The sequence below is a fragment of the Pseudomonas sp. B21_DOA genome (genome assembly GCA_030544685.1).
Taxonomy (GTDB): Bacteria; Pseudomonadota; Gammaproteobacteria; order Pseudomonadales; family Pseudomonadaceae; genus Aquipseudomonas; species Aquipseudomonas fluorescens_AO.
In genome coordinates this window covers 1,602,890-1,624,263 of record CP086683.1, presented here as the reverse complement: position 1 = coordinate 1,624,263, position 21,374 = coordinate 1,602,890, and the positions used below count along the sequence as shown (strand labels likewise).

The following is a 21,374-nucleotide window of genomic DNA, read 5'->3' as shown; positions in this document are numbered from 1 at the left end:
TGGAGGCCAGACGTGCAAGACGCTCGCCAAGCATCCACCTCGACGATGACAACTCAACGATAACCCTATTCCAGCTCTGACCCTCCCGACATCGCAGTCTTCAGCAGTTCCTGCGCCGAGCCCAGCGCAAATCGTATAAAACTTTTCGCTTCGCTCAAGACTCACACCCTGAGTAGCGACCGCGTCTTCAGAACGTGGCGCCTATCGGATTAGCCTCCAGGAGAATGAAATGAGTGACCTGCATTTGTCTGATGTTCAAACCCTGCGCGAGCGCGCGCGGCAACACGTGGAAAACGGCGCGGTCACCGAGGGTTACAACGCGAACCGTGAAGAAATACTGCGTTTGCTCAACGAGTCGCTGGCCACCGAACTGGTGTGCACCTTGCGCTACAAGCGCCACTACTTCATGGCCAACGGCCTGAAAGCCAACGTCGCCGCTGACGAATTTCTCGAGCACGCCAACCAGGAAGCCGAGCACGCCGATCGCCTCGCCGAACGCATCGTGCAACTGGGCGGTGAGCCGGAGTTCAACCCCGACCTGCTGAGCAAGCTGTCCCACGCGCAATACGTGGCGGGCAACTCGCTCAAGGAAATGGTTTACGAAGATCTGGTGGCCGAGCGCATCGCCATCGACAGCTACCGCGAGATCATTCAGTACATCGGCGACAAGGACCCGACCACCCGCCGCATCTTCGAAGACATCCTTGCCCAGGAAGAAGAACACGCCGACGACATGGCGGACATCCTTAACGATCTGTAATCCTTTCAAATCGCTATCGCGAGCAGGCTCACTCCTACAATTGGAACGCGTTCCCCCTGTAGGAGTGAGCCTGTTCGCGATGGCATCTTTGTAGACGCTGGAGATTATTTTGTTGGTTTGATCGTTCCCACGCTCTGCGTGGAATGCAGCCAGGGACGCTCCGCGTCCCAAGAGCGGACGCAGAGCGTCCGTTGAGGCATTCCCACGCAGAGCGTGGGAACGATCAGATAAAGGGACTACTTGGTCGGTTTGACGGTCACCGGTGCCTTGCCCTGCTTCATCTGCTCAAGCAACGGCGCGCACTGATTCGGCTCGCCACCGCTCGGCGCCACCAGCGCCAGCAATCCCGCCGCCGGTGCGGCTATCACGCCCAGCGCAACCATCCCCGCCCCGCGCAGCATCAACGGTACGGCTTTGACGCCGGCATCCGGTTTGATGAACTTGCCTCGCACATACAGCGGCGAGCGCAGGGAGATCAGACGCCAGCCTTTGGATTCCGGGGTGACGGTCAGATCGAGTTGTTCGGTGGCCATATTCGCTGTGCCATCGATGTAGATGATCGCGTTCTCGGTATCGAAGACAAACAGCCGCGTGGTCGCCAGGCCGGTCTTGATATCGAAGTCCGCCGCCGCGCAGTTGATCTTCACTTCCTTGTCGCCAAAGATCTTGCCGACCACGTAGTTGCCGACGTTGAGCCCGGCCAGTTCCATCAGCTCGCGACTGATCGCACCGTCGTTGATCAACATCTTCAGATTGCCATTGGCGCCGCCGAGCAGCTTCGCCACCGAGTTGCCACGGCCACTGATGTCGGCGTCGCCATTGAGCTCACCGAAACTGGTTTTCATCGGCTCGAAGGTCGGGAACAGTTCCTTGAGCTTGAATTTGCGTGCGGTCAACCGCGCCCGGCCTTCCAGCGGCTCGGTGCGGCCATTGAGACGAATCTGCGCATCCAGCGTGCCGCCGGCAACGCCAAAGCGCAGCGGCTCCAGGCTGAGCTCGCCGTCGTTGAGTTTCAGATGGGTATACAGATCCTTGAACGGCAGCTTCTCGCTGTGGACGATACGTTTGCCGGTGAACTCGACATCGGCATCCATGGCGCGCCAGCGGTCGGTCTTGAATTCTTCCACCGGCAGGACTTTGTCTGCTGGCTGCTTGCTCGCGCCGCCACGGGCCTTTTGCTCGGTGTTGGAATCGGCGCCGATCAGCGGCGCAAGGTCAGCGAACAGCAGTTGATTGGAGAGCAACGCACCCGTGAGTTTCGGCCGTGGCTGGCTGGCCACGTAGGTCAGGTCGCCGTGGATGTCGCTGTCGCCGATCTTGCCGTTGAATTTCTCATAAGTGAACTTTGCCCCGGCTTCGTCATGCAGCTTGGCGATCAGGTGGCCGTCGGTGGAATACGGTGGCGTATCCGGCAGGGTCACGCCGGTCAGCGGGTAAAGATTGCCGAGGCTGTCGCCCGCCAGCTTCAGGCGCAGGTCGAGGGCGCCGAGATTCAGCGGGTCAGTCAGGGTGCCGGCCAGTTCGATACGGGTGTCGCCGATTTTCGCCTGGGCCTGCAACGGAAACGGTTTACTCGCGTCCTGCAACGCCAACAAGCCACCAATCTTGCCCTGCCCAGTGAGGTTCTGCCCGTGATACTGGCCTTTGACCTTGAGTGCAAAGGCATAGTCCTGCGGTGCACCGCCCTTGTCCTGAGCAGTTTTCGCCGCTTTGTCGCCGACAATCTCGTTGAATGGAATCGGCTTGCCGAGCGGGTCGATCAGCACATCGAGGTTGGTTTTCAGGGTCTGGTCGTCGAAGGTCACGTGGCCCTTGTCGAAGCCGATGGCACCGATGTCGACCACCCAGTTGGATGGCTCGGCATTCGGGTCCTTGGGGTCGAATTTGAACGTCCAGTTGGCGCGGCCATCGGCCAGCCGTTGCAGCTCGGCATTCGGCTCGGTCAAGTCGATGCGCGGAATCACCACGCGCTGCGCCAGCAGGGCCAGCGGCGAAATGCGCAGCTCGACGCGTTTGAGCGTGACCATCTGTGGCTGCTTCGACCAGTCCGGGTTGCCCAGGCTCAAGTCCTCGGCGACCACATGTGGCCACGGCACCCAGGCGCGCCAGCCGCCTTCTTCCGGCTCGCGCTGCCAGATCACCGCGAGGTCGCCATTGATGGCAAACGCCCGATGCAGTTCTTCCGAGACTTTGGCGTTGATGGTGGGTTTGATCCGGTTCCAGTCGAAAAACACGATGATCAGAATCAAGGCTGCCAGCAGCAGCGCGAGGATGGCGAAGGTCCAGCTGAAGATTTTTCCAGTGCGCGTCATGCACAAAGCTCCTGATCACGACCGCACGCCGGCTACCCGACGCACAGCTGAAACGGCAGACCGAAGCGGCCCCTATGCAGTCTGTGACTGGCGAAAGGCTCGCAGGTTTAATTGAAAGGCAGTTTAAGCCATAAAGGCCCGGCAAAACTGACCGATCGGTCGAGCAGTGTTACCGCGACCCGCACTCTTGCGAGGCGCGAGTGAGTCGAAAATACCCACGACGGTGCAAAACCGTCGCCCGCAAACGCCCGGTCTAGAGCCTTCGGGTCGAACAATCAATTCTGTTGATTATTACCATTGCGTTTATGAACTTTTATATCGACTTATCGAGAGTAGCATTGCCCTCGTACCCACTTTATCGCCCTCCCCAGGAGCCACTATCATGAAACGCCAATTACTGCTCAGCCTTACCCTGTCGATGCTAGCCAGCACTGCTTTCGCCCTGCCCGCTGCCGATCAGGCTACTCCGCAAATCAAATCGAGCCACTCGGTGTTCAGTCAGACCGTAGCTTCTGACGGTTCCGAGCGCACTCCACAAGGTCAGACCCTGGCTGAAAACGGCCGCAACCGCCTCGAAGAAAAAGGTCTGGTTCAAGACGGCTCGGATCGCACCCCACAAGGCCAGGCCCTGGCTGAAAACGGTCGCAATCGCCTCGAAGAGAAAGGCCTGGTTCAGGACGGTTCGGATCGCACACCACAAGGTCAGACCCTCGCCTCCGACGGTACCGAGCGCACCCCACAAGGCCAGACTCTCGCATCCGACGGTACCGAGCGCACTCCACAGGGCCAGACCCTGGCTGATGACGGCTTCGATAAAACCCCACTGGGTCAAGCCCTCGCTGAAGGTGGTGGTGACCGTGTGATCGAACGCAACAGCAAATTGAGCTGAGCCCATGACGGCCCGGCAAAAAGCCCAATCAGCGGATTGGGCTTTTGACTTTTCAGCTTCTGTAAAACCCTCGCTGCACGACTCCCCGTTCGACGCCGACAAAGCCGATTTGCTAGAGTGCGGCGCTTGTCCTGCCGAAGAACACACCCTGCGATGCTGCCCCGCGCCGAACAGAAACAACAGACCCGCAACGCCTTGATGGACGCTGCCCGCCACCTGATGGAAAGCGGCCGAGGATTCGGCAGCCTGAGCCTGCGCGAAGTGAGCAAGACCGCCGGCATCGTGCCCACCGGTTTCTACCGTCATTTTGCCGATATGGACGAGTTAGGGCTGGTGCTGGTCAGTGAAGTCGGCCAGACCTTCCGCGAGACCATCCGCCTGGTGCGCCACAACGAGTTCGTCATGGGCGGCATCATCGATGCCTCGGTGCGCATCTTCCTCGATGTGGTCAACGCCAATCGCTCGCAATTCCTGTTTCTTGCCCGCGAACAATACGGCGGCTCGCTGCCGGTGCGCCAGGCGATTGGCCGATTGCGCGAGAACATCAGCGCCGACCTGGCGGCGGACCTGGCGCTGATGCCCAAGCTGCAACATCTGGACATCGCCGGGCTCAGCGTGATGGCCGACCTGATCGTCAAATCGGTGTTCGCCACCCTCCCCGACATTATCGACCCGCCCGCCGAAGCCTTGCCCGAGCATCTGACCCCGCAGGCGAAGATCACCCAGCAACTGCGCTTTATCTTCATCGGCCTCAAGCACTGGCAAGGGCTGGGCAGTACCGAGTAACCCCTTCTTTATCTGGCACAGCGCAAAGCCCCTCTGGGAGTGAGCCTGCTCGCGAAAGCGCTGGGTCAGCTGCGTACATCTTCGCTGACACTGCGCATTCGCGAGCAGGCTCGCTCCCACATTGAACATCCGTCACGGCATCGATTTGGTGCATGACAAATCCTTCATGCACCAAAACCTTCCAGAATCACCGCGCCTGTTGAAAGATCAGGCACGCGCCGACAGCTATTTCCTACACATCGCCCGATTGGCGCGGCGCTTGCTCTAGCCCAATCAACGTTCATTGCTGGAAGCTTTCCGATGCTGGTGATTCATCGCAGAATCGACCCTCAACCCGTCTGGGCCGCTGAGTTGCACCTGACCTTCGAAGCGCGCAGCAAAAGCCGTTTGCGCTGTTTCAGTGCCGAGGGCGAGGACGTCGGGTTGTTTTTGGAGCGCGGCCAGCAACCGCTGTATGACGGCGAATGCCTGCAGGCCGAAGACGGCCGTGTGGTGCGCGTCTGCGCCCGTCCCGAACAACTGCTCCATGTCACGTGCGCCAATGCGTTCGAACTGACCCGCGCGGCCTACCACCTCGGCAACCGCCATGTCGCCCTGCAAGTCGGCGATGGCTGGTTGCGCCTGCTCGACGATTACGTGCTCAAGGCCATGCTCGAGCAGCTCGGCGCACAAGTCGAAGCCATCGAAGCGCCGTTCCAGCCGGAACACGGCGCTTATGGCGGCGGCCATCATCATTCCCGCCACGGTGACGAAGACTTCAACTACGCACCGAAACTCCACCAGTTCGGCGTGCGCCTGTGAATCCGGCCTGGGCGCTGCTGCGTCTGGCCAGTCCGCAACTGCCGATTGGCGGCTACAGCTATTCCCAAGGCCTGGAAATGGCGGTGGATAACGGCCGGGTAAACAATCCGGACAGCGCCCGCCGGTGGATCAGCGATCAACTGCTGCTGAATCTGGCGCGCTTCGAAGCGCCGCTGCTGCTGGCGCACTGTCAGGCGGCGGCGGACGAAAACTGGGCCGAACTGCAGCAACTTTGCGACAGTCATCGTGCCAGTCGCGAGACCCGGGAGCTGCATCTGGAAAGCCGGCAGATGGGCTACTCGTTGCAGCAACTGCTCAACGGTTTGCCAGAACTCGATGCGCCCGCTCGCGACTTTCTCGGACAGATCAGCGAACCGCATCTGGCCTTGTGCTGGGCACTGGCAGCACGGGCCTGGGGCATCAGCCCGCAGGATGCTCTTGCTGCGTGGCTGTGGAGCTGGCTGGAAAACCAGCTCGCCGTGTTGATGAAAACCCTGCCGCTGGGCCAGCAAGCCGCCCAGCGCCTGACCAGCGAACTGCTGCCGCTGCTGCAACAGGCGCAGCACGAAGCGACCCGCATCAATCCCGAACACATCGGCAGCGCCGCTTCGGCCTGTCCCTGGCGTGCATGGCCCATGAGCGCCAGTACAGCCGTCTGTTCCGTTCCTAGGGCCCGTCCACTTTGGAGAATCACATGAACACACAACCTCTGCGCGTCGGCATCGGCGGCCCGGTCGGTTCCGGCAAGACCGCGTTGACCCTGGCCCTGTGCCTGGCCCTGCGCGAGCGCTACAACCTCGCCGTGGTCACCAACGACATCTACACCCGCGAAGACGCCGATTTCCTGGTGCGCAACGAAGCCCTCGCGCCGGAGCGGATCATCGGCGTGGAAACCGGCGGCTGCCCGCACACGGCGATCCGCGAAGACGCCTCGATCAACCTCGAAGCGGTCGATCAACTGAACCGGCGTTTTCCCGGGCTGGATCTGATTCTGGTCGAGTCCGGCGGCGACAACCTTTCGGCAACTTTCAGCCCCGAGCTTTCCGACCTGACCATCTACGTGATCGACGTTTCCGCCGGCGACAAGCTGCCACGCAAGGGCGGCCCGGGGATCTGCAAGTCCGACCTGCTGGTGATCAACAAGATCGACCTGGCGCCACTGGTGGGCGCTTCGCTGGAAATGATGGACAGCGACACCAAACGCATGCGCAACGGCAAGCCGTTCGTGTTCAGCAACCAGAAAACCGGTCAGGGCCTCGAGGAAATCATCGCCTTCATCGAACGTCAGGGCCTGCTGACCGCTGCCTGATCCACTTATCAACAAGGAAGCTTATCCATGACACTCAAACGCATTCTTGGCGCCGTGGCGCTGCTGCTGACACCGGCGCTGGCCATCGCTCACCCAGGGCATGGCGACAGCGGTCTGGTCGCCGGCATCAGCCATCCGATCGGTGGGCTCGACCATTTGCTGGCAATGCTCGCCGTCGGTTTGTGGGCGGCGCAGCAACAAGGCGCGGCGCGCTGGGCGCTGCCGTGCACATTCGTCGGCACCATGCTGCTGGGCGGTCTGCTCGGTTTTGAAGGGCTGGAGTTGCCAGCGCTGGAAAGCGGGATTGCTGCATCGGTATTGGCGCTGGGCCTGGCCGTGGCACTGGCGGTGCGTCCGCCGCTGATGATGGCGGTGGCAGCAACGGCGCTGTTTGCGCTGTTCCATGGCGTGGCGCATGGGCTGGAGTTGCCGGAAATGAGCAGCCCATGGGCGTATGCGGCCGGGTTCGTCGCGGCGACAGCGGTTTTGCATGCGCTCGGTTATGGCGTGGTGCGAGTTCTTCCGCAGGCAGCGGCGCCGCTGGTGCGGTTGGCGGGTGCGGCTTCGGCGGCGACTGGGGTGTGGTTGCTGGCAGGCTAATCTCTATCGCCTGAGTCGGCCTCATCGCTGGCAAGCCAGCTCCCACAGGTTATTGGATAAGTCCACAATTGTGTGGACACCCAATTTCCATGTGGGAGCTGGCTTGCCAGCGATGACGGCCGATCAGACACCAAACCTTTAAAGGCTGCCTCTCTGCTACCATGTCGCGCAATCGCCCCAGCCCGTGACGCCCGCCCATGCCCCACGCTTCCCGCTCCACCGCCCTGCCCGAATTGACCGCCCTGTTTGGCCAAGTGCAGCAGCACTTCCTCGACGTGATCGTGCCGCTGTGGCAAGGCCCGGGCTGGAATGCCGACATGGCGTTGCCCTATGAGGCGCTGGACGCTACACACCAGCCGTTGCCAGTGCAGCGCTATCGGGCGATGGCCTGCGCACGGCAGCTGTATCTGTTCTCCAGCCTGATCGGGGTTGTGGATAACGCCGAAGTCCGCGCCGCCGCGCTGTTCCGTTCCCTGCAACGGCATTTCCATGATGCCGAACACGGCGGCTGGTTCTACAGCATCGACGCACAGGGCAAGCCGCTGGATCAGCGCAAGGATCTCTACACTCACGCCTTCATTCTGTTTGCCTGCGCGCATTACTGGGGCAAGTCCCGGGATTCGCTGGCCGAATCGACACTCAACGCCGCGCTGGAAATCATCGGCCGCCGTTTTGCCACCGGCGACGGTTTGTACGAAGCCTGCCTGGAGCGTGACTGGCTCACCCTGCAAACCGGCCCGCTGCAGAACCCGCTGATGCATCTGGCCGAAGCCTTTCTGGCGACCCTTGCGGTGCGCGAAGACCCGCAGACGCACAAAGCCCTGCTTGAGTTATGCACAGCCATGCACAAGCAATTCGTCGATTTGCAATACGGCGTGTTGATGGAGAAGCCGCTGGGTGCTGTGGATAACTGGTACGAGCCAGGGCATCAGTTCGAATGGTATTTCCTGCTCGAATCGTCGCCGCTGTTACGCGGTTCGAAACTGCATCGGGCGCTGGATCGGGCATTTGCCTTTACCGAGCAGTACGGCGTATTGGTGTCCTGCGGCGCGGTGCGGGCGATGCTTGATCTGGAAAGCAATGGCCGTCCAAGGGATTCGACCCAGCGCATCTGGGCTCAGGCCGAATACCTGCGTGCGCTGACCTTGCGCGCCGATAGCGAAGCGGTGGTGCTGCGCCAGTTGCAGGCGCTGCAGCAGCGGTTTCTGCATGCCGGCGGCTGGCATGAGTGCCGGGATGAAAATGGTGAAGTCAGCCGCAAGGACATGCCATCGACCACGCCTTATCATTTGGCGACCTGCTACCACGGTTTGGCTGAATATCTTCGCTGACCTGTGCAAAGCAGGATTTTGGGGCTAGAGGATTACTGTGGCGAGGGGATTTATCCCCGTTGGGGCGCATAGCGGCCCTGAAAAGAGCGGGGCCGCTGCGTGCCCCAACGGGGATAAATCCCCTCGCCACAATAAATCCCCTCGCCACAACTGTGTTCTCAGCAGATATCCGGATCAGATCAAGCAATCCACTTCTTGTCCCCGGTGAAGCTGATCGTCAACCAGCGCGCCGCATCCGGCTCGCCCAACTGCGCCGATATCTGCTCACGTAGCGCGTCCAGCTGCGCGACATCGCGCAGCGGATAATCCGCCGGCAACACCACATGAATTTCGATGAACCGCGCCCGACCGTGCTTTTGCACGTAGGACACGTAATCGTCGAAACCATGCTCGACCTTTGCCAGCTCCATCACCTGCCGTACCTGCTCATCCAGCGTGTCCGGGGCAATACCCAGCACATCATGCAAGGCCGGGCCGAGGATCTTCAATGCCGGGGGCAGCATGGTCAGGGCCAGCACGATGAGGATCAGTGGGTCGACATACACCGCCCACTCGCCATAGCCCTGGGACTTGAGCAGCAGCGCGGCAAGGAAACTGATCAGCAGGCCCACTGAGAGCATCGCGTCGACCAGCCAACTGATGTTGTCGAACTGGATCAGGCTGGATTTAAGCTTGCGATTACGCCGGCGCACGTAGAAGAAGTAGGCAAACTCGACGACGGTAAACACCGCCGCATAGACGATCACCAGACCCAACTCGATATCACGGCCACCATTGATGAGGCCAAACACGCCGTTGAGAAAGGCGTAGATGGCGATCAACAGCAGGAAGCTGCCTTCGATCAGCAGCACCATCGGCTCCAGATGCCAGAAGCCGAACTGGAAACGCTGATTGCTTTGCTTGGCGATCAACCGGGCGGTGATCAGCATCAGGATTTTGATAAATGTCGCGATCAGCGAGAAAAACCATCGAACAGGATGGATTGCGAACCTGAAACAAAACCGGTGACGATTCCGGCAATCGACACCGCCAGCATCAGCAGCGTCGATTGTTTGAGCAGTGCCTGCTCACCTCGGTTACTCACTTGAACGCCTCATTAACCTTGAGCGCCGCGGGGTGCGGCCTGATGGTTGAGTGAGGAGTTTAGCTTATCGACTTGTTTTGCCTGTGCCGGCCTCATCGCTGGCAAGCCAGCTCCCACAGAAACCTAGTAACTCACAAGATTTGTGTTCACCGGGGATCCTGTGGGAGCGAGCCTGCTCGCGAATGGCCTCAGCGCGGTATCAAGCCTTGTTACGCTCGATGGCAAACCCGGCCCAGGTCTGGCTCACCGGCATCAGCTCCAGGCTGTTGATGTTGATGTGCGCCGGGGTGTTCATCACCCAGAAAATCGTCTCGGCGATGTCCTGCGGCTGGATCGGCTCGGCGCCGGCGTAAGTGGCGTTGTAGCGTTCCTGATCACCAGCAAAACGCACCAGCGAGAACTCGCTTTCGCACAGGCCGGGTTCGATGTTGCTGACCCGCACACCAGTGCCCTGCAAATCGCAACGCAGGTTCAGCGAGAACTGTTTGACGAAGGCTTTGGTCGCGCCGTACACGTGGCTGCCCGGGTACGGGTAATTACCGGCGATGGAGCCGAGGTTGACGATACCGGCGCCGCGGCCGTAGGCGATCAGCCGTGGCAATAGCAGGCGGGTGGCGTACATCAGGCCTTTGACGTTGGTGTCGACCATGGTGTCCCAGTCATCCAGATCGCATTTCGGCGCTGGGTCGACACCCAGCGCCAGGCCGGCGTTGTTAATCAGGCCCCGGAGTCTGGCGAACGACGGCGGCAGGTTGGCGATCGCCTCTTCCATCGCCTTGCGATCGCGGACATCGAGGACCAGACCGTGCACTTCGGTCTGCTTCGACAGTTCGGCGCACAGGGCATTGAGGCGTACATCACGACGGCCGGTCAGGACCAGCTTCCAGCCAGCCTCGGCAAAACGACGGGCACAGGCTTCACCAAAACCGGACGTCGCGCCGGTGATAAACAGGGTGTCGGACATCGTGTTCTCCTTGCTTCGGCCGCCACGGCAGCCCTTGGAATAGAAAATCAGCAGGCAGCATGCCCGCCCTCGCGGATACGGGCAACACTTGCCAGTTGTACAAAAATCAACCAGACCTGCCAAGGCCATAGCCAGCGTGGCCTGTAGCCATGTGCACGCATGTTATCCACAGTCTGCTCCACAGTTTCCGGGGGCAAGTGCAAACGCGCAAAGCCGCGCCACACAAGGCTTTGCGGGCGAAATGGAAAGTTTTTTGCTTGACCGTGAGGCGGGGGATGTGCGGGACAGGGCATTTTGCACGACGGACGGTGCAACCGGGTGATTGCGCGAGGCCAGCAATTACGGCGCTCCGCGAGGTCTTTCCAGAGTTTAGTCACAGACTTATCCACAGACTTTCACACACGAAAGTACCCGACCTGGATGCGCTATAAAAAGGTTGACAATGACGCCTCACGCCTGCTTGAAACTGACTGATTAAAAAACAACCACAAGCCTGGAGACCACGGATAATAAGGCCTGCAACCATATACACCCACGTTATTCACAGCCAGTTCCACAGTAACCGGGGACAAGTCAAAACTGTGGAAAAACAGCCATTTGCAGCGTCTATATGTCGCGCTTTGGCAGCTTGGGGAATTTGTTTTCCACAATCCGGCGAATTACACAATTTATCGGTGGGAGCGAGCCTGCTCCTGAATGGCACATCCAGAGAATACGTTGACTGATACACCGCATTCGCGAGCAGGCTCGCTCCCACAGGGGGACGATGATGAATTCCACAGGATAAAAAAACCCCGGGACTCTCGTCGCCGGGGCTGTGTACAACCGCGAGAAGAATCAGTGCCCGCCCAGATAGGCGTTACGCACCTCCTCATTCACCAACAGTTCTTTACCGGTGCCGGTCAGGCGAATCTCGCCGTTGACCATCACATAAGCCCGGTCCGACAGCTTCAAAGCATGGTTGGCGTTCTGCTCGACGAGGAAAATCGTCATCCCGGTTTTCGCCAGCTCGCGCAGAGTGGCGAAAATCTGCTTCACCACGATCGGTGCCAGACCCAGGCTCGGTTCATCGAGCAGCAACAGCTTCGGCCGGCTCATCAGCGCACGGGCGATGGCGAGCATCTGCTGTTCACCGCCAGACATGGTCATCGCCCGCTGATTGCGCCGTTCTTCGAGCCGTGGAAACAGCTCGAACATGCGCTGCATGTCCTCTTTGGCGTACTTGTCGCCAATCGGGATAGTGCCCATCAGCAGGTTTTCCTCAACGGTCATGTCGGGGAACACCCGCCGCCCTTCCGGCGACTGCGCAATGCCGTTGGAGGCGATGTAGTGCGAAGACTTCTGTGTGATGTCGACGCCCTGATAGAGAATCTGCCCGCCCGCCGCTCGTGGCTGGCCGAAGATCGACATCAGCAAGGTCGACTTGCCGGCACCGTTGGAGCCGATCAGGCTGACGGTCTCGCCTTCGTTGATCTGCAGTGAAACGCCTTTGAGCGCCTGGATCGGGCCGTAGAACACGTCCAGATTACGCAGTTCGAGGATCGGTTGACTCATACCAGCTCCTCTTCGTCGGCGCCCAGATAGGCCGCGATCACTTTCGGATCGTTGCGGATCGCTTCCGGCCCGCCTTCGGCGATGACGATGCCGTGGTCGAGAACCACGATGTGATCGGAAATGCTCATGACCATGCCCATGTCGTGTTCGATCAGCACCACGGTCAGATCGTGCTCGTCGCGCAGCAGCCGGATCATCGCGCTGAGCGCTTCGGTTTCCTGAGGATTGAGGCCGGCGGCCGGTTCGTCGAGGCAGATGATCTGCGGCCGCGTGCACATGGCCCGAGCGATCTCCAGACGGCGTTGTTGGCCGTACGAGAGTTCACCGGCGAGACGGTTGGCGCAGTCGACCAGATCGACCACTTCCAGCCAGTAGAACGCGACATCCAGCGCATCGCTCTCGGCCTTGCGATAGCCCTTGGTGTTGAGAATACCGGCGAGCATGTTGCGGTTGACCCACATGTGCTGCGCCACCAGCAGGTTTTCCAGCACCGACATTTCCTTGAACAGGCGAATGTTCTGGAACGTACGGGCGAGACCGGCACGGTTCACCAGATGAGTACCGCCGAACATCTTGTAGTACAGGCGGCTGAGGAAGGATTTCGGCGAAACGAAATCGGTCGGTTTGAACGACTCGCCCAGCAACTGGATGACGTTGGTCTGCTGGCCGCGCACATTGAGTTCGATCTTGCCGCCCGTGGCCTTGTAGAACCCGGTCAGGCAGTTGAACACCGTGGTCTTGCCGGCGCCATTGGGACCGATCAGGGCGAAAATCGAATTGCGTTTGACCTTCAGGCTGACATCGCTCAAGGCCTTGATGCCGCCGAAATGCATCATCAGTTTTTCAACAGAGAGTACGACTTCACTCATGGCGCAGTCCTCTCGTAGTGAATGGCACCTTTGCGTGGTTTGACCCCGGTGCGGCTGATACGGATCAGCCCGCGTGGTCGCCAGATCATCATCAACACCATGAGGATGCCGAACAGCAGCACGCGGTATTCAGCGAAGCCGCGCAGCAGTTCCGGAGCGACGGTGAGCACAAACGCGGCGATGACCACGCCAATGGTCGAACCCATGCCGCCGAGCACGACGATGGCGAGGATCAGCGCCGATTCGAAGAAGGTGAACGAAGTCGGGTTGACGAAGCCTTGATAGGTGGCAAAGAACACCCCGGCCAGACCCGCCGTCGACGCACCGATGGTGAACGCCGAGAGCTTGACCAGCACATGGTTGAGGCCCATCGAGCGGCAGGCGATTTCATCTTCACGCAGGGCTTCCCAGGCGCGACCCACCGGCATTTTCACCAGCCGATGCTTGACGTACAGCACCGCCAGCACCACCAGGAACAGCACCGCGTAAATGAAGTAATACTTCACGTCCGGGTTGTAGGTAAGACCGAAGAACTCATGGAACGGTACTCCACCATCCTTCGCCCGCTTGCCGAACTCCAGGCCGAAGAACGTCGGCAGTGGCGCCGGCATGCCGTTCGGCCCGCCAGTCAGCGACAGCCAGTTGTTCAGCACCAGACGAATGATTTCACCAAAACCCAGGGTCACGATCGCCAGGTAGTCACCGTGCAGACGCAACACAGGAAAACCGAGAATGCAGCCAGCCAGACCTGCGGTGATCGCCGCCAGCGGCAGCACGGTCCAGAAACCCAGACCCAGATATTGATAACCCAATGCCAGACCGTAGGCGCCTATGGCGTAGAACGCCACGTAACCCAGATCGAGCAGCCCGGCCAGACCGACCACAATGTTCAGCCCCAGCCCCAGCAGCACGTAGATCAAGCCGAGGATGACCACGCCGAGCAGGTAGGAGTTGGATACGAACGGCACGATGATCGCCAGCACGATAATCAGCGGGATGATCCAGCGCAGCCGCGATTTGTAGTCCGCCGGCAGCACGTGCACACCGGAACCGGTGCTCTCGAAACCGTCGAGGATCTTCAGGCCCTTGGGTGTTTGCAGGAACAGGCTGAGCGCAAAGCGACCGGCCATGACGATGGCTATGATCCACGCCACGCGTGTCGCTTCGAGGTTGAAGCTGTAGCCGTCGAGGACCACCCCGACAATCGGGCCGAACACGATCAGCGCAATCAGGCCGGCAAGAATCGCCTCGACCAGACTTTTTTGATATCGATGGACTTTTCAGTGGTTGCAGACATCGCTTACACCTTCGACACAAGAGGACGGCCCAACAGGCCCTGCGGCCGGAAGACCAGTACGAGGACGAGCAGCGAGAAACTGAACACGTCTTTGTAGTCGGAGTTGACCAGACCGGAGAACAGCGACTCGGAGATGCCGAGAATGATCCCGCCGAGCATCGCGCCGGGCAGTGAACCGATGCCGCCCAGCACCGCTGCGGTGAACGCCTTGATGCCGATGATGAAGCCGGCATAGAAGTCGAACGTGCCGTAGTTCATGGTGATCAGCACACCGGCCAGTGCCGCCATGGCTGCACCGATGATGAACACGTAGGAAATCACCCGATCGGTGTTGATCCCCAAAATCGAGGCCATCTTGCGGTCTTGCTGGGTTGCACGGCACATGCGGCCGAGCTTGGTGTATTTAATGACATACGTCAGCAGCCCCATCCCGACAAACGCGGCGATCAGGATGAAGACTTTGGTGTAGGTCAGTTGCACGAAGCCGCTGCCGACTTCAACACGCCAGGCACCGGTCAGCAGCGTAGGCACACCCTGTTGTTTGGCGCCCTGAGCGATCTGTGCGTAGTTCTGCAGAATCAGCGAGATACCGATGGCGCTGATCAGCGGCGCCAGGCGGGTCGAGTTACGCAGGGGTTTGTAGGCAACACGCTCGATGACCCAGCCATACACCGCCGTGACGACGATGGTGAAGATCAGCGTGCCGAGCATCAGCAGCGGGAAGGATTCGATACCGAAGTAAGCCAGCAGAGCCAGACTGATTGCCGCCAGGTAAGCGGAAATCATGTAAACCTCGCCGTGGGCGAAGTTGATCATGCCGATGATGCCGTAGACCATTGTGTAGCCGATGGCGATCAGGCCATAGACCGACCCGAGGGTCAGGCCATTGACCAGTTGCTGCAGGAAAATACCATCCATAACGCAATCTCACGCAGTGAGAACCTGCGCGCCCATGGCGCGCGGTTCTTCTAGGAAAAATACAGATGTACGTCGGAGCAATGTCGGAGCGTGATCAGCCCGATCACCACTGATCCCTCTGTGGGAGCGAGCCTGCTCGCGAAAGCGGTTGAACATTCAACGCAGAGGTTGTTTGTCAGTGCGTCTTCGCGAGCAGGCTCGCTCCCACAGGGCATCGGTAGTGATCAGCTGATCGCTTCAGCCCTTACTTCTGCTTTTCCAGCTGGTGGTATTTGCCGTCCTTGTCCCACTGGTAAACCACGTAGTCGGAGACTTTCAGGTCGCCTTTGGCATCCCAGGTCTTCTCGCCCATCACGGTTTTCACCGGGTTGGCCTTCAGCCACTTGGCAGCGGCTTCGCCGTCGTTTTTCTTCGCGCCGTTGAACGCCGCCGCCAGGGTCTGAACCGAAGCATAGGCGTACAGGGTGTAGCCCTCAGGCTCGGTGCCGGCCTTGCGGAACGCGTCCACTACGGTCTTGCTCTCTGGCAGCAGACGCGGGTCGGCGCCGAAGGTCATCAGCACGCCATCGGTGAATTGCGGGCCGCCAGCAGTGGTCACCAGTTCGTCGGTCACGATGCCGTCGTCAGACATGAACTTGACGTCTTTCAGGCCTTGCTCACGCAGCTGGCGAACCAGTGGACCGGCTTCCGGATGCAGGCCGCCGAAGTAGACGACATCGGCGCCGGCGCCACGGATCTTGGTGACGATGGTGCTGAAGTCTTTCTCGCCACGGGTCAGGCCTTCGTACAGCACAGGCTTGACGCCGCGCTTTTCCAACTGAGCCTTGGTAGCGTCCGCCAGACCTTGGCCGTAGGTGTCCTTGTCGTGCAGCACGACAACCTTTTTGCCTTTGAGCATGTCGACGATGTAATCGCCGGCAACGATGCCTTGCTGGTCGTCACGTCCGCACATACGGAACATGGCGCTGAGACCGCGTTCGGTAACTTGCGGGTTGGTCGAGCCCGGGGTGATCGCGATGATCCCGGCTTCGTCGTAGATTTCCGATGCTGGAATGGTCGACGAGGAGCAGAAGTGCCCGACCACGCCGGCGACTTTCTGGTTGGTGAGGTCCTTGGCGACCGTCACTGCCTGCTTCGGTTCACAGGCGTCATCGCCTTTGACCAGGACGATTTTTTCCCCATTGACGCCGCCCGCCGCGTTGACCGCATCGGCCGCTGCCTGTGCACCCTTCATGTACTGCTCGCCGAATGCCGCGTTGGCACCGGTCATCGGACCCGCTACACCGATCTTGATATCGGCTTGAGCAAACGCAGAAACACCCAGCGCAGTAGCGACTGCGAGGGCCAGAAAGCCTTTCTTGTAAAACGTCTGGGACATGAGGTGGTGCTCCAAGGTTTTTTAGTTGGCACTGCGACTTCACTTCACTCAAAGCTCAGAGCAAGGCCCGTGCCATCGGTTTTTTATTCTTCAAAAAGTCGCTGCGTTGTTGTTATTTCGACTGTTTCGGTCCCATTTTCATTGGGCGTGCAACCGTCTAAACCGCGGAAGGTGAAACCATTTGTTTTTACAGGCGCAACCCTCGCGCGCCATCATTGCAACCGCAGCGGCAAACGACGTGCAACCAGCCTGTAACAGCCCGCGTCACCGAACTGCACACTGCTGGTGCGGGACTGCTACAACCCGCACCATTACAGGCTAGTCGCTGGATGCAAAAGCGCCGCTTGCGGCAACAAATTTCAACACTCAAATGACGATGCGCAGGCACTGGCCCGCGTGATACAGGGAAAATCCGGCCTCGTACAGGCAACTGCGCAAACCCACACCAGCCAGGGGCTGCATCGGTGCGAAGGGAATCGGCAGTGCCTGCGGATTGCCGTTGCACAGGTAATCGGCGAAAGCTTTGCCGACCACCGTGCCGGTGGTGACGCCGCGACCGTTATAACCGGTGACGGCCACCAGGCCCGGCGCCGGTTCGAACAGGCGCATCAGGTGATCAGGGGTAAACGCAATGCGCCCGGTCCAGGTGCATTCCCACTCGACCGGCTTCAGATTGGGGAAGTAATGCTGCTGCACCCGATCAGCCCAGGCCTTGAGAAACCAGGTCGGTTTCTGATTGCCATTGCCGAGGCTGCCGAGCAACAGGCGCCCGTCCTTGTCGCGACGGATGCTGCTCAATACCTGACGGGTATCCCACGAGCCCTGCCCGCCGGGAAGAATTTCTTGAGCGGCGTCTTCGCTGAGGGGCACCGAGGCGACCTGATAGTAATAACCGGGAAAGAAATTGCGCTTGAGTTCGGTCCAGTCGCCTTCGGTGTAGGCGTTGGAGGCGATGACCACTTGCTCGGCGAGCACCGAACCCTGGGCGGTCTGTACCGACCACTTCTGCCCAACGCGCTCGAGGCGAGTCACCGGCGAATGATCGAACATCTGCCCGCCGAGCCCGCGCACGGCATTCGCCAGCCCGGTGACATAGGCCATCGGATTGAGCGTGCCGGCACGGCGATCAAGCAACGCGGCGGCGATTTTCTGCGTACCGGTGGCTTGCTCGCAGGCTTTGCCGGTCAGCAATTCGACCGGCGCGCCACGGCGCTTCCACTGCTGCTCGCGACTGCGCAGATCCGCCTCGCCCTTGGCGTTGTGAGCCATGTGCAAAGTGCCTTCGCGGCGCAACTGGCAATCGATGTTGTACTTATCCACAAGGTTGAACACCAGCGCCGGCGCCGCACCGAGCATGCGGTTGAGCTGACTGCCGACCGCCTCGCCGAAACCGGCCTCGATCTCGTCCGGAGGAATCCACAGGCCGGCGTTGACCAGCCCGACGTTGCGCCCGGAACCACCGTGCCCTGCGCGATTCGCTTCCAGCACGCAAACGCTTTTGCCTTTTTCCAACAGATGCAGCGCCGCCGACAACCCGGTGAACCCGGCGCCGATCACGCAGACATCGACCTTGACCTCGCCCTTGAGCGCGGTGTTATCCGGCCGTTGTGGCGTGAGCGTTTCCCACAGACATTCTTCGCGTAACGGCATTGCCAGACTCCAACAGAAACCCAACAAACACACAAACCTGAGTGAGCCCCCTGTGGCGAGGGGATTTAGCGAAACGTCGCACCGCCCCGCTGGGTCGCGGAGCGGCCCCGAAATTTCAAAAGCGACGACTGCTTCGCAGCCGAACGGGGATAAATCCCCTCGCCACAGTGCTCACTCCTACAGACGATCTCCACCTTTCAGTCGAATGTAATGCCCTGCGCCAAAGGCAATTCCAGCGAGTAGTTGACGGTGTTGGTCTGCCGGCGCATGTACGCGCGCCAGGCATCGGAGCCGGACTCACGGCCGCCGCCGGTCTCTTTCTCACCACCAAAGGCGCCGCCGATTTCCGCGCCGCTCGGGCCGATGTTGACGTTGGCGATGCCGCAGTCGCTGCCGACTGCCGACATGAACCGCTCGGCCTCGCGCACGTCGGTGGTGAAGATGCACGACGACAGGCCTTGCGGCACGGCGTTGTTCAGGCGCAGCGCTTCCTCGAAATCGCTGTAGCCAACCACATAGAGAATCGGCGCAAAGGTTTCGCTGCAGACCACATCGCTCTGCTCGGGCATTTCCACGATGGCCGGTGATACGTAGTAGGCGTTGGGGAATTGCTCTTCCAATTGGCGCTTGCCGCCGAACACCCGGCCGCCTTCGCTCAGTGCCTGTTCCAGCGCATCCTGCATGTTTTCGAAGCTGTGCCTGTCGATCAGCGGGCCGACCAGATTGCCTTCCAGCGGATGGCCGATGCGTACTTTCGAATAGGCAGCCTTGAGGCGGGTGACGATTTCTTCCTTGACCGATTCATGGGCGATCAGACGGCGCAAGGTCGTGCAGCGTTGCCCGGCGGTGCCGACGGCGCTGAACAGAATCGCGCGCACCGCCATGTCCAGATCGGCGCTCGGGCCGAGGATCATCGCGTTGTTGCCACCCAGTTCAAGAATGCTGCGAGCGAAACGTGCGGCGACTTTCGGCGCCACTTCGCGGCCCATGCGCGTGCTGCCGGTGGCGCTGATCAGCGCAACACGCGGATCATCGACCAGCGCTTCGCCGGCATCACGACCGCCGATCACAACCTGGCACAGGCTCGCGGGGGCATCACTGAAGTTCTTCACCACGCGATCAAACAGCGCCTGACAGGCCAGCGCAGTCAGCGGGGTTTTCTCCGAAGGTTTCCACACCACCGGGTTGCCGCAGACCAGCGCCAGGGTAGTGTTCCACGCCCACACCGCGACCGGGAAGTTGAACGCGCTGATGACGCCGACCACGCCAAGCGGATGCCAGGTTTCACGCATGTGGTGACCCGGGCGCTCGGAGGCGATGGTCAGACCGTACAACTGGCGCGACAGGCCGACGGCGAAATCGCAGATGTCGATCATCTCCTGCACTTCACCCAAACCTTCCTGAGTGATCTTGCCAGCCTCCCACGACACCAACTCGCCGAGGTCGGCCTTGTACTCACGCAACACTTCGCCGAACTGGCGCACCAGCTCACCGCGACGCGGCGCCGGCACCTTGCGCCAGTGCTCGAATGCATGATCTGCACGACTGATGTGCTGCTCGACTTCGGCAGCGCCTTCCCAGTTCACCGAAGCAATCTGACTGCCATCGATGGGCGAGTGCACCGGCACTTTGCCGTTCTGGTACAGGGCCGGGTTGACTCCCAGACGATCAAGCAATGCGGCAACCATCGGTCTCTCCTCAAGCAAAAACAGAATGTGTGCGGCCATCCTTCGCATGGCCGGGCAGGCCTTTAGTTGTAGCCTCACCAAGGCGATGCAACAAACGACCTTTACGCCAGATATCATTCCGTTTATTCATGCTGCGTATAGAAAGACAAGAAAAAGGACTGGCCATGCTGAACAAACGCCACTTGCCCTCGATCACCGCGTTGCAATGCTTCGAGGCCGTGACCCGGCACCTGAGTTTTACCCGCGCCGCTGAAGAGCTGAACCTGACCCAGAGTGCGGTGAGCAAACAGGTCGCACAGCTTGAAGAATTGTTGCAGCATTTGCTGTTCCGCCGCGTGCGTCGGCGTTTGCAAATGACGCCGGCCGGAGATTTGTATCTGGTCGAGGTCAGAAAAATCCTCAGCCAAGTGGAGATGTCGACGCATTACCTGCGCTCCTACGGCGGCGAGACCGAAGTCCTGCGCGTCTCCACCCCGTCGACCTTCGGCGCGCGTTGGCTGGTGCCGCGCCTGAAAGGCTGGCGCCTGCGTCATCCGTCGATCCATCTGGACCTGTGCAACGAGCAGGAAGCCGATGACCTGTTGCAGGGACGCAGCGATCTGGCTTTCTATTTCGGCCAGGCATCGCGACCGGGCACCGAATGCCTGAAATTGTTCGGCGAACAACTGGTACCGGTCTGCGCCCCGGGCAGCCTGCCGGACGCGCCATTCACTGACCCGACGCAACTCACTGATCTGGTGCTGCTACAAAATGCCTCGCGACCGCAGGCCTGGCACGACTGGTTCGACAGCCAGGGCTACCACACCGAGCACAGCTACCACGGGCCGCGTTTCGAAACCTTTTATATGTGCATCCGCGCCGCCCAGGTCGGCTGCGGCGTAGCGCTGCTGCCACGGTTTCTGGTGGAAGAGGAATTGGCCGAGGGCAAACTGGTCATACCCTGGCAACATGCGATGCCCAGCAGCGACGCCTATTACCTGGCCTACCCCGAACACGCGGCAGAAGTGCCGAAGGTGCGGGATTTTGTGAAATGGATGCTTGAACAAATCGATAGCCCGGTGTGAGGTCGACCGGGATCCCTGTGGGAGCGAGCCTGCTCGCGAAAGCGTCGGGTCAGCCACATCATCTTTAACTGACACACCGCATTCGCGAGCAGGCTCGCTCCCACAGTGGATCTGCGGCGC

At 60.2% G+C, this 21,374-nt stretch carries 16 protein-coding genes and 3 pseudogenes; 9 read left to right on the top strand and 10 right to left on the bottom strand.

Going from position 1 to position 21,374, the window contains the following annotated elements; genetic code table 11:
* Positions 1 to 229: 229 nt before the first annotated feature.
* Positions 230 to 760, top strand: a complete 531-nt coding sequence (locus LJU32_07465) for a bacterioferritin (GenBank protein WKV90086.1) — start codon at positions 230 to 232, stop codon at positions 758 to 760.
* 236 nt (positions 761 to 996) lie between these two features.
* Here LJU32_07465 and LJU32_07460 read toward each other — a convergent pair whose 3' ends face one another.
* On the bottom strand, positions 997 to 3,072 hold the full coding sequence (locus LJU32_07460) for an AsmA family protein (protein WKV90085.1): 2,076 nt from the start codon (positions 3,070 to 3,072) through the stop codon (positions 997 to 999).
* A 382-nt stretch (positions 3,073 to 3,454) separates the two neighbouring features.
* On the opposite strand from LJU32_07460, the gene LJU32_07455 reads away from it, so the two are divergent.
* The 7 genes and pseudogenes from LJU32_07455 (at position 3,455) to LJU32_07425 (ending at position 8,788) form a co-directional block, all read left to right on the top strand.
* Positions 3,455 to 3,961, top strand: coding sequence for a hypothetical protein (locus tag LJU32_07455; GenBank protein ID WKV90084.1), 507 nt, complete (start codon positions 3,455 to 3,457; stop codon positions 3,959 to 3,961).
* 153 nt (positions 3,962 to 4,114) lie between these two features.
* On the top strand, positions 4,115 to 4,747 hold the full coding sequence (locus tag LJU32_07450; protein ID WKV90083.1) for a TetR family transcriptional regulator: 633 nt from the start codon (positions 4,115 to 4,117) through the stop codon (positions 4,745 to 4,747).
* A 300-nt stretch (positions 4,748 to 5,047) separates the two neighbouring features.
* Positions 5,048 to 5,548 (top strand): urease accessory protein UreE, encoded by a 501-nt coding sequence (gene ureE, locus LJU32_07445; GenBank protein ID WKV90082.1) that lies wholly within the window; start codon positions 5,048 to 5,050, stop codon positions 5,546 to 5,548.
* A pseudogene (locus LJU32_07440) lies at positions 5,545 to 6,218 on the top strand (urease accessory protein UreF). Before ureE ends, LJU32_07440 begins: the two are co-directional and overlap by 4 nt.
* A 24-nt stretch (positions 6,219 to 6,242) precedes the next feature.
* Positions 6,243 to 6,857 (top strand): urease accessory protein UreG, encoded by a 615-nt coding sequence (gene ureG / locus LJU32_07435; GenBank protein WKV90081.1) that lies wholly within the window; start codon positions 6,243 to 6,245, stop codon positions 6,855 to 6,857.
* 27 nt (positions 6,858 to 6,884) lie between these two features.
* On the top strand, positions 6,885 to 7,457 hold the full coding sequence (locus LJU32_07430) for a HupE/UreJ family protein (protein ID WKV90080.1): 573 nt from the start codon (positions 6,885 to 6,887) through the stop codon (positions 7,455 to 7,457).
* Positions 7,458 to 7,654: 197 nt separating this feature from the next.
* On the top strand, positions 7,655 to 8,788 hold the full coding sequence (locus tag LJU32_07425) for an AGE family epimerase/isomerase (protein WKV90079.1): 1,134 nt from the start codon (positions 7,655 to 7,657) through the stop codon (positions 8,786 to 8,788).
* Between the two features lie 179 nt (positions 8,789 to 8,967).
* Here the strand turns inward: LJU32_07425 and LJU32_07420 are convergent.
* From LJU32_07420 to LJU32_07380, 9 genes and pseudogenes are all read right to left on the bottom strand, one after another.
* Positions 8,968 to 9,872, bottom strand: a pseudogene (locus tag LJU32_07420) (cation diffusion facilitator family transporter).
* A 199-nt stretch (positions 9,873 to 10,071) separates the two neighbouring features.
* Complete coding sequence (locus LJU32_07415) at positions 10,072 to 10,836, bottom strand: SDR family oxidoreductase (GenBank protein WKV90078.1); 765 nt, start codon at positions 10,834 to 10,836, stop codon at positions 10,072 to 10,074.
* A gap of 837 nt (positions 10,837 to 11,673) precedes the next feature.
* On the bottom strand, positions 11,674 to 12,390 hold the full coding sequence (locus LJU32_07410; GenBank protein ID WKV90077.1) for an ABC transporter ATP-binding protein: 717 nt from the start codon (positions 12,388 to 12,390) through the stop codon (positions 11,674 to 11,676).
* Entirely contained in the window at positions 12,387 to 13,259 is an 873-nt protein-coding gene (locus LJU32_07405) for an ATP-binding cassette domain-containing protein (protein ID WKV90076.1), read from the bottom strand. The genes LJU32_07410 and LJU32_07405 overlap by 4 nt, the downstream gene beginning before the upstream one ends.
* Positions 13,256 to 14,556 (bottom strand): annotated as a pseudogene (gene livM / locus LJU32_07400) (high-affinity branched-chain amino acid ABC transporter permease LivM). Before livM ends, LJU32_07405 begins: the two are co-directional and overlap by 4 nt.
* A 3-nt stretch (positions 14,557 to 14,559) precedes the next feature.
* Positions 14,560 to 15,474 (bottom strand): branched-chain amino acid ABC transporter permease, encoded by a 915-nt coding sequence (locus LJU32_07395; protein WKV90075.1) that lies wholly within the window; start codon positions 15,472 to 15,474, stop codon positions 14,560 to 14,562.
* Between the two features lie 244 nt (positions 15,475 to 15,718).
* The gene (locus tag LJU32_07390) at positions 15,719 to 16,852 is read right to left on the bottom strand and encodes an ABC transporter substrate-binding protein (protein ID WKV90074.1); all 1,134 of its coding nucleotides are present in this window, start codon (positions 16,850 to 16,852) and stop codon (positions 15,719 to 15,721) included.
* Between the two features lie 366 nt (positions 16,853 to 17,218).
* Positions 17,219 to 18,502 carry an FAD-binding oxidoreductase gene (locus LJU32_07385; protein ID WKV90073.1) on the bottom strand — a complete coding sequence of 428 codons (1,284 nt, stop codon included), beginning with the start codon at positions 18,500 to 18,502 and terminating at the stop codon, positions 17,219 to 17,221.
* Positions 18,503 to 18,699: 197 nt separating this feature from the next.
* Positions 18,700 to 20,190: an aldehyde dehydrogenase family protein gene (locus tag LJU32_07380; protein WKV90072.1), complete on the bottom strand. Its 1,491-nt coding sequence runs from the start codon at positions 20,188 to 20,190 to the stop codon at positions 18,700 to 18,702.
* 164 nt (positions 20,191 to 20,354) lie between these two features.
* Between LJU32_07380 and LJU32_07375 the strand changes: the two genes are divergently transcribed.
* Positions 20,355 to 21,254, top strand: coding sequence for a LysR family transcriptional regulator (locus tag LJU32_07375; GenBank protein WKV90071.1), 900 nt, complete (start codon positions 20,355 to 20,357; stop codon positions 21,252 to 21,254).
* Positions 21,255 to 21,374: the final 120 nt, after the last annotated feature.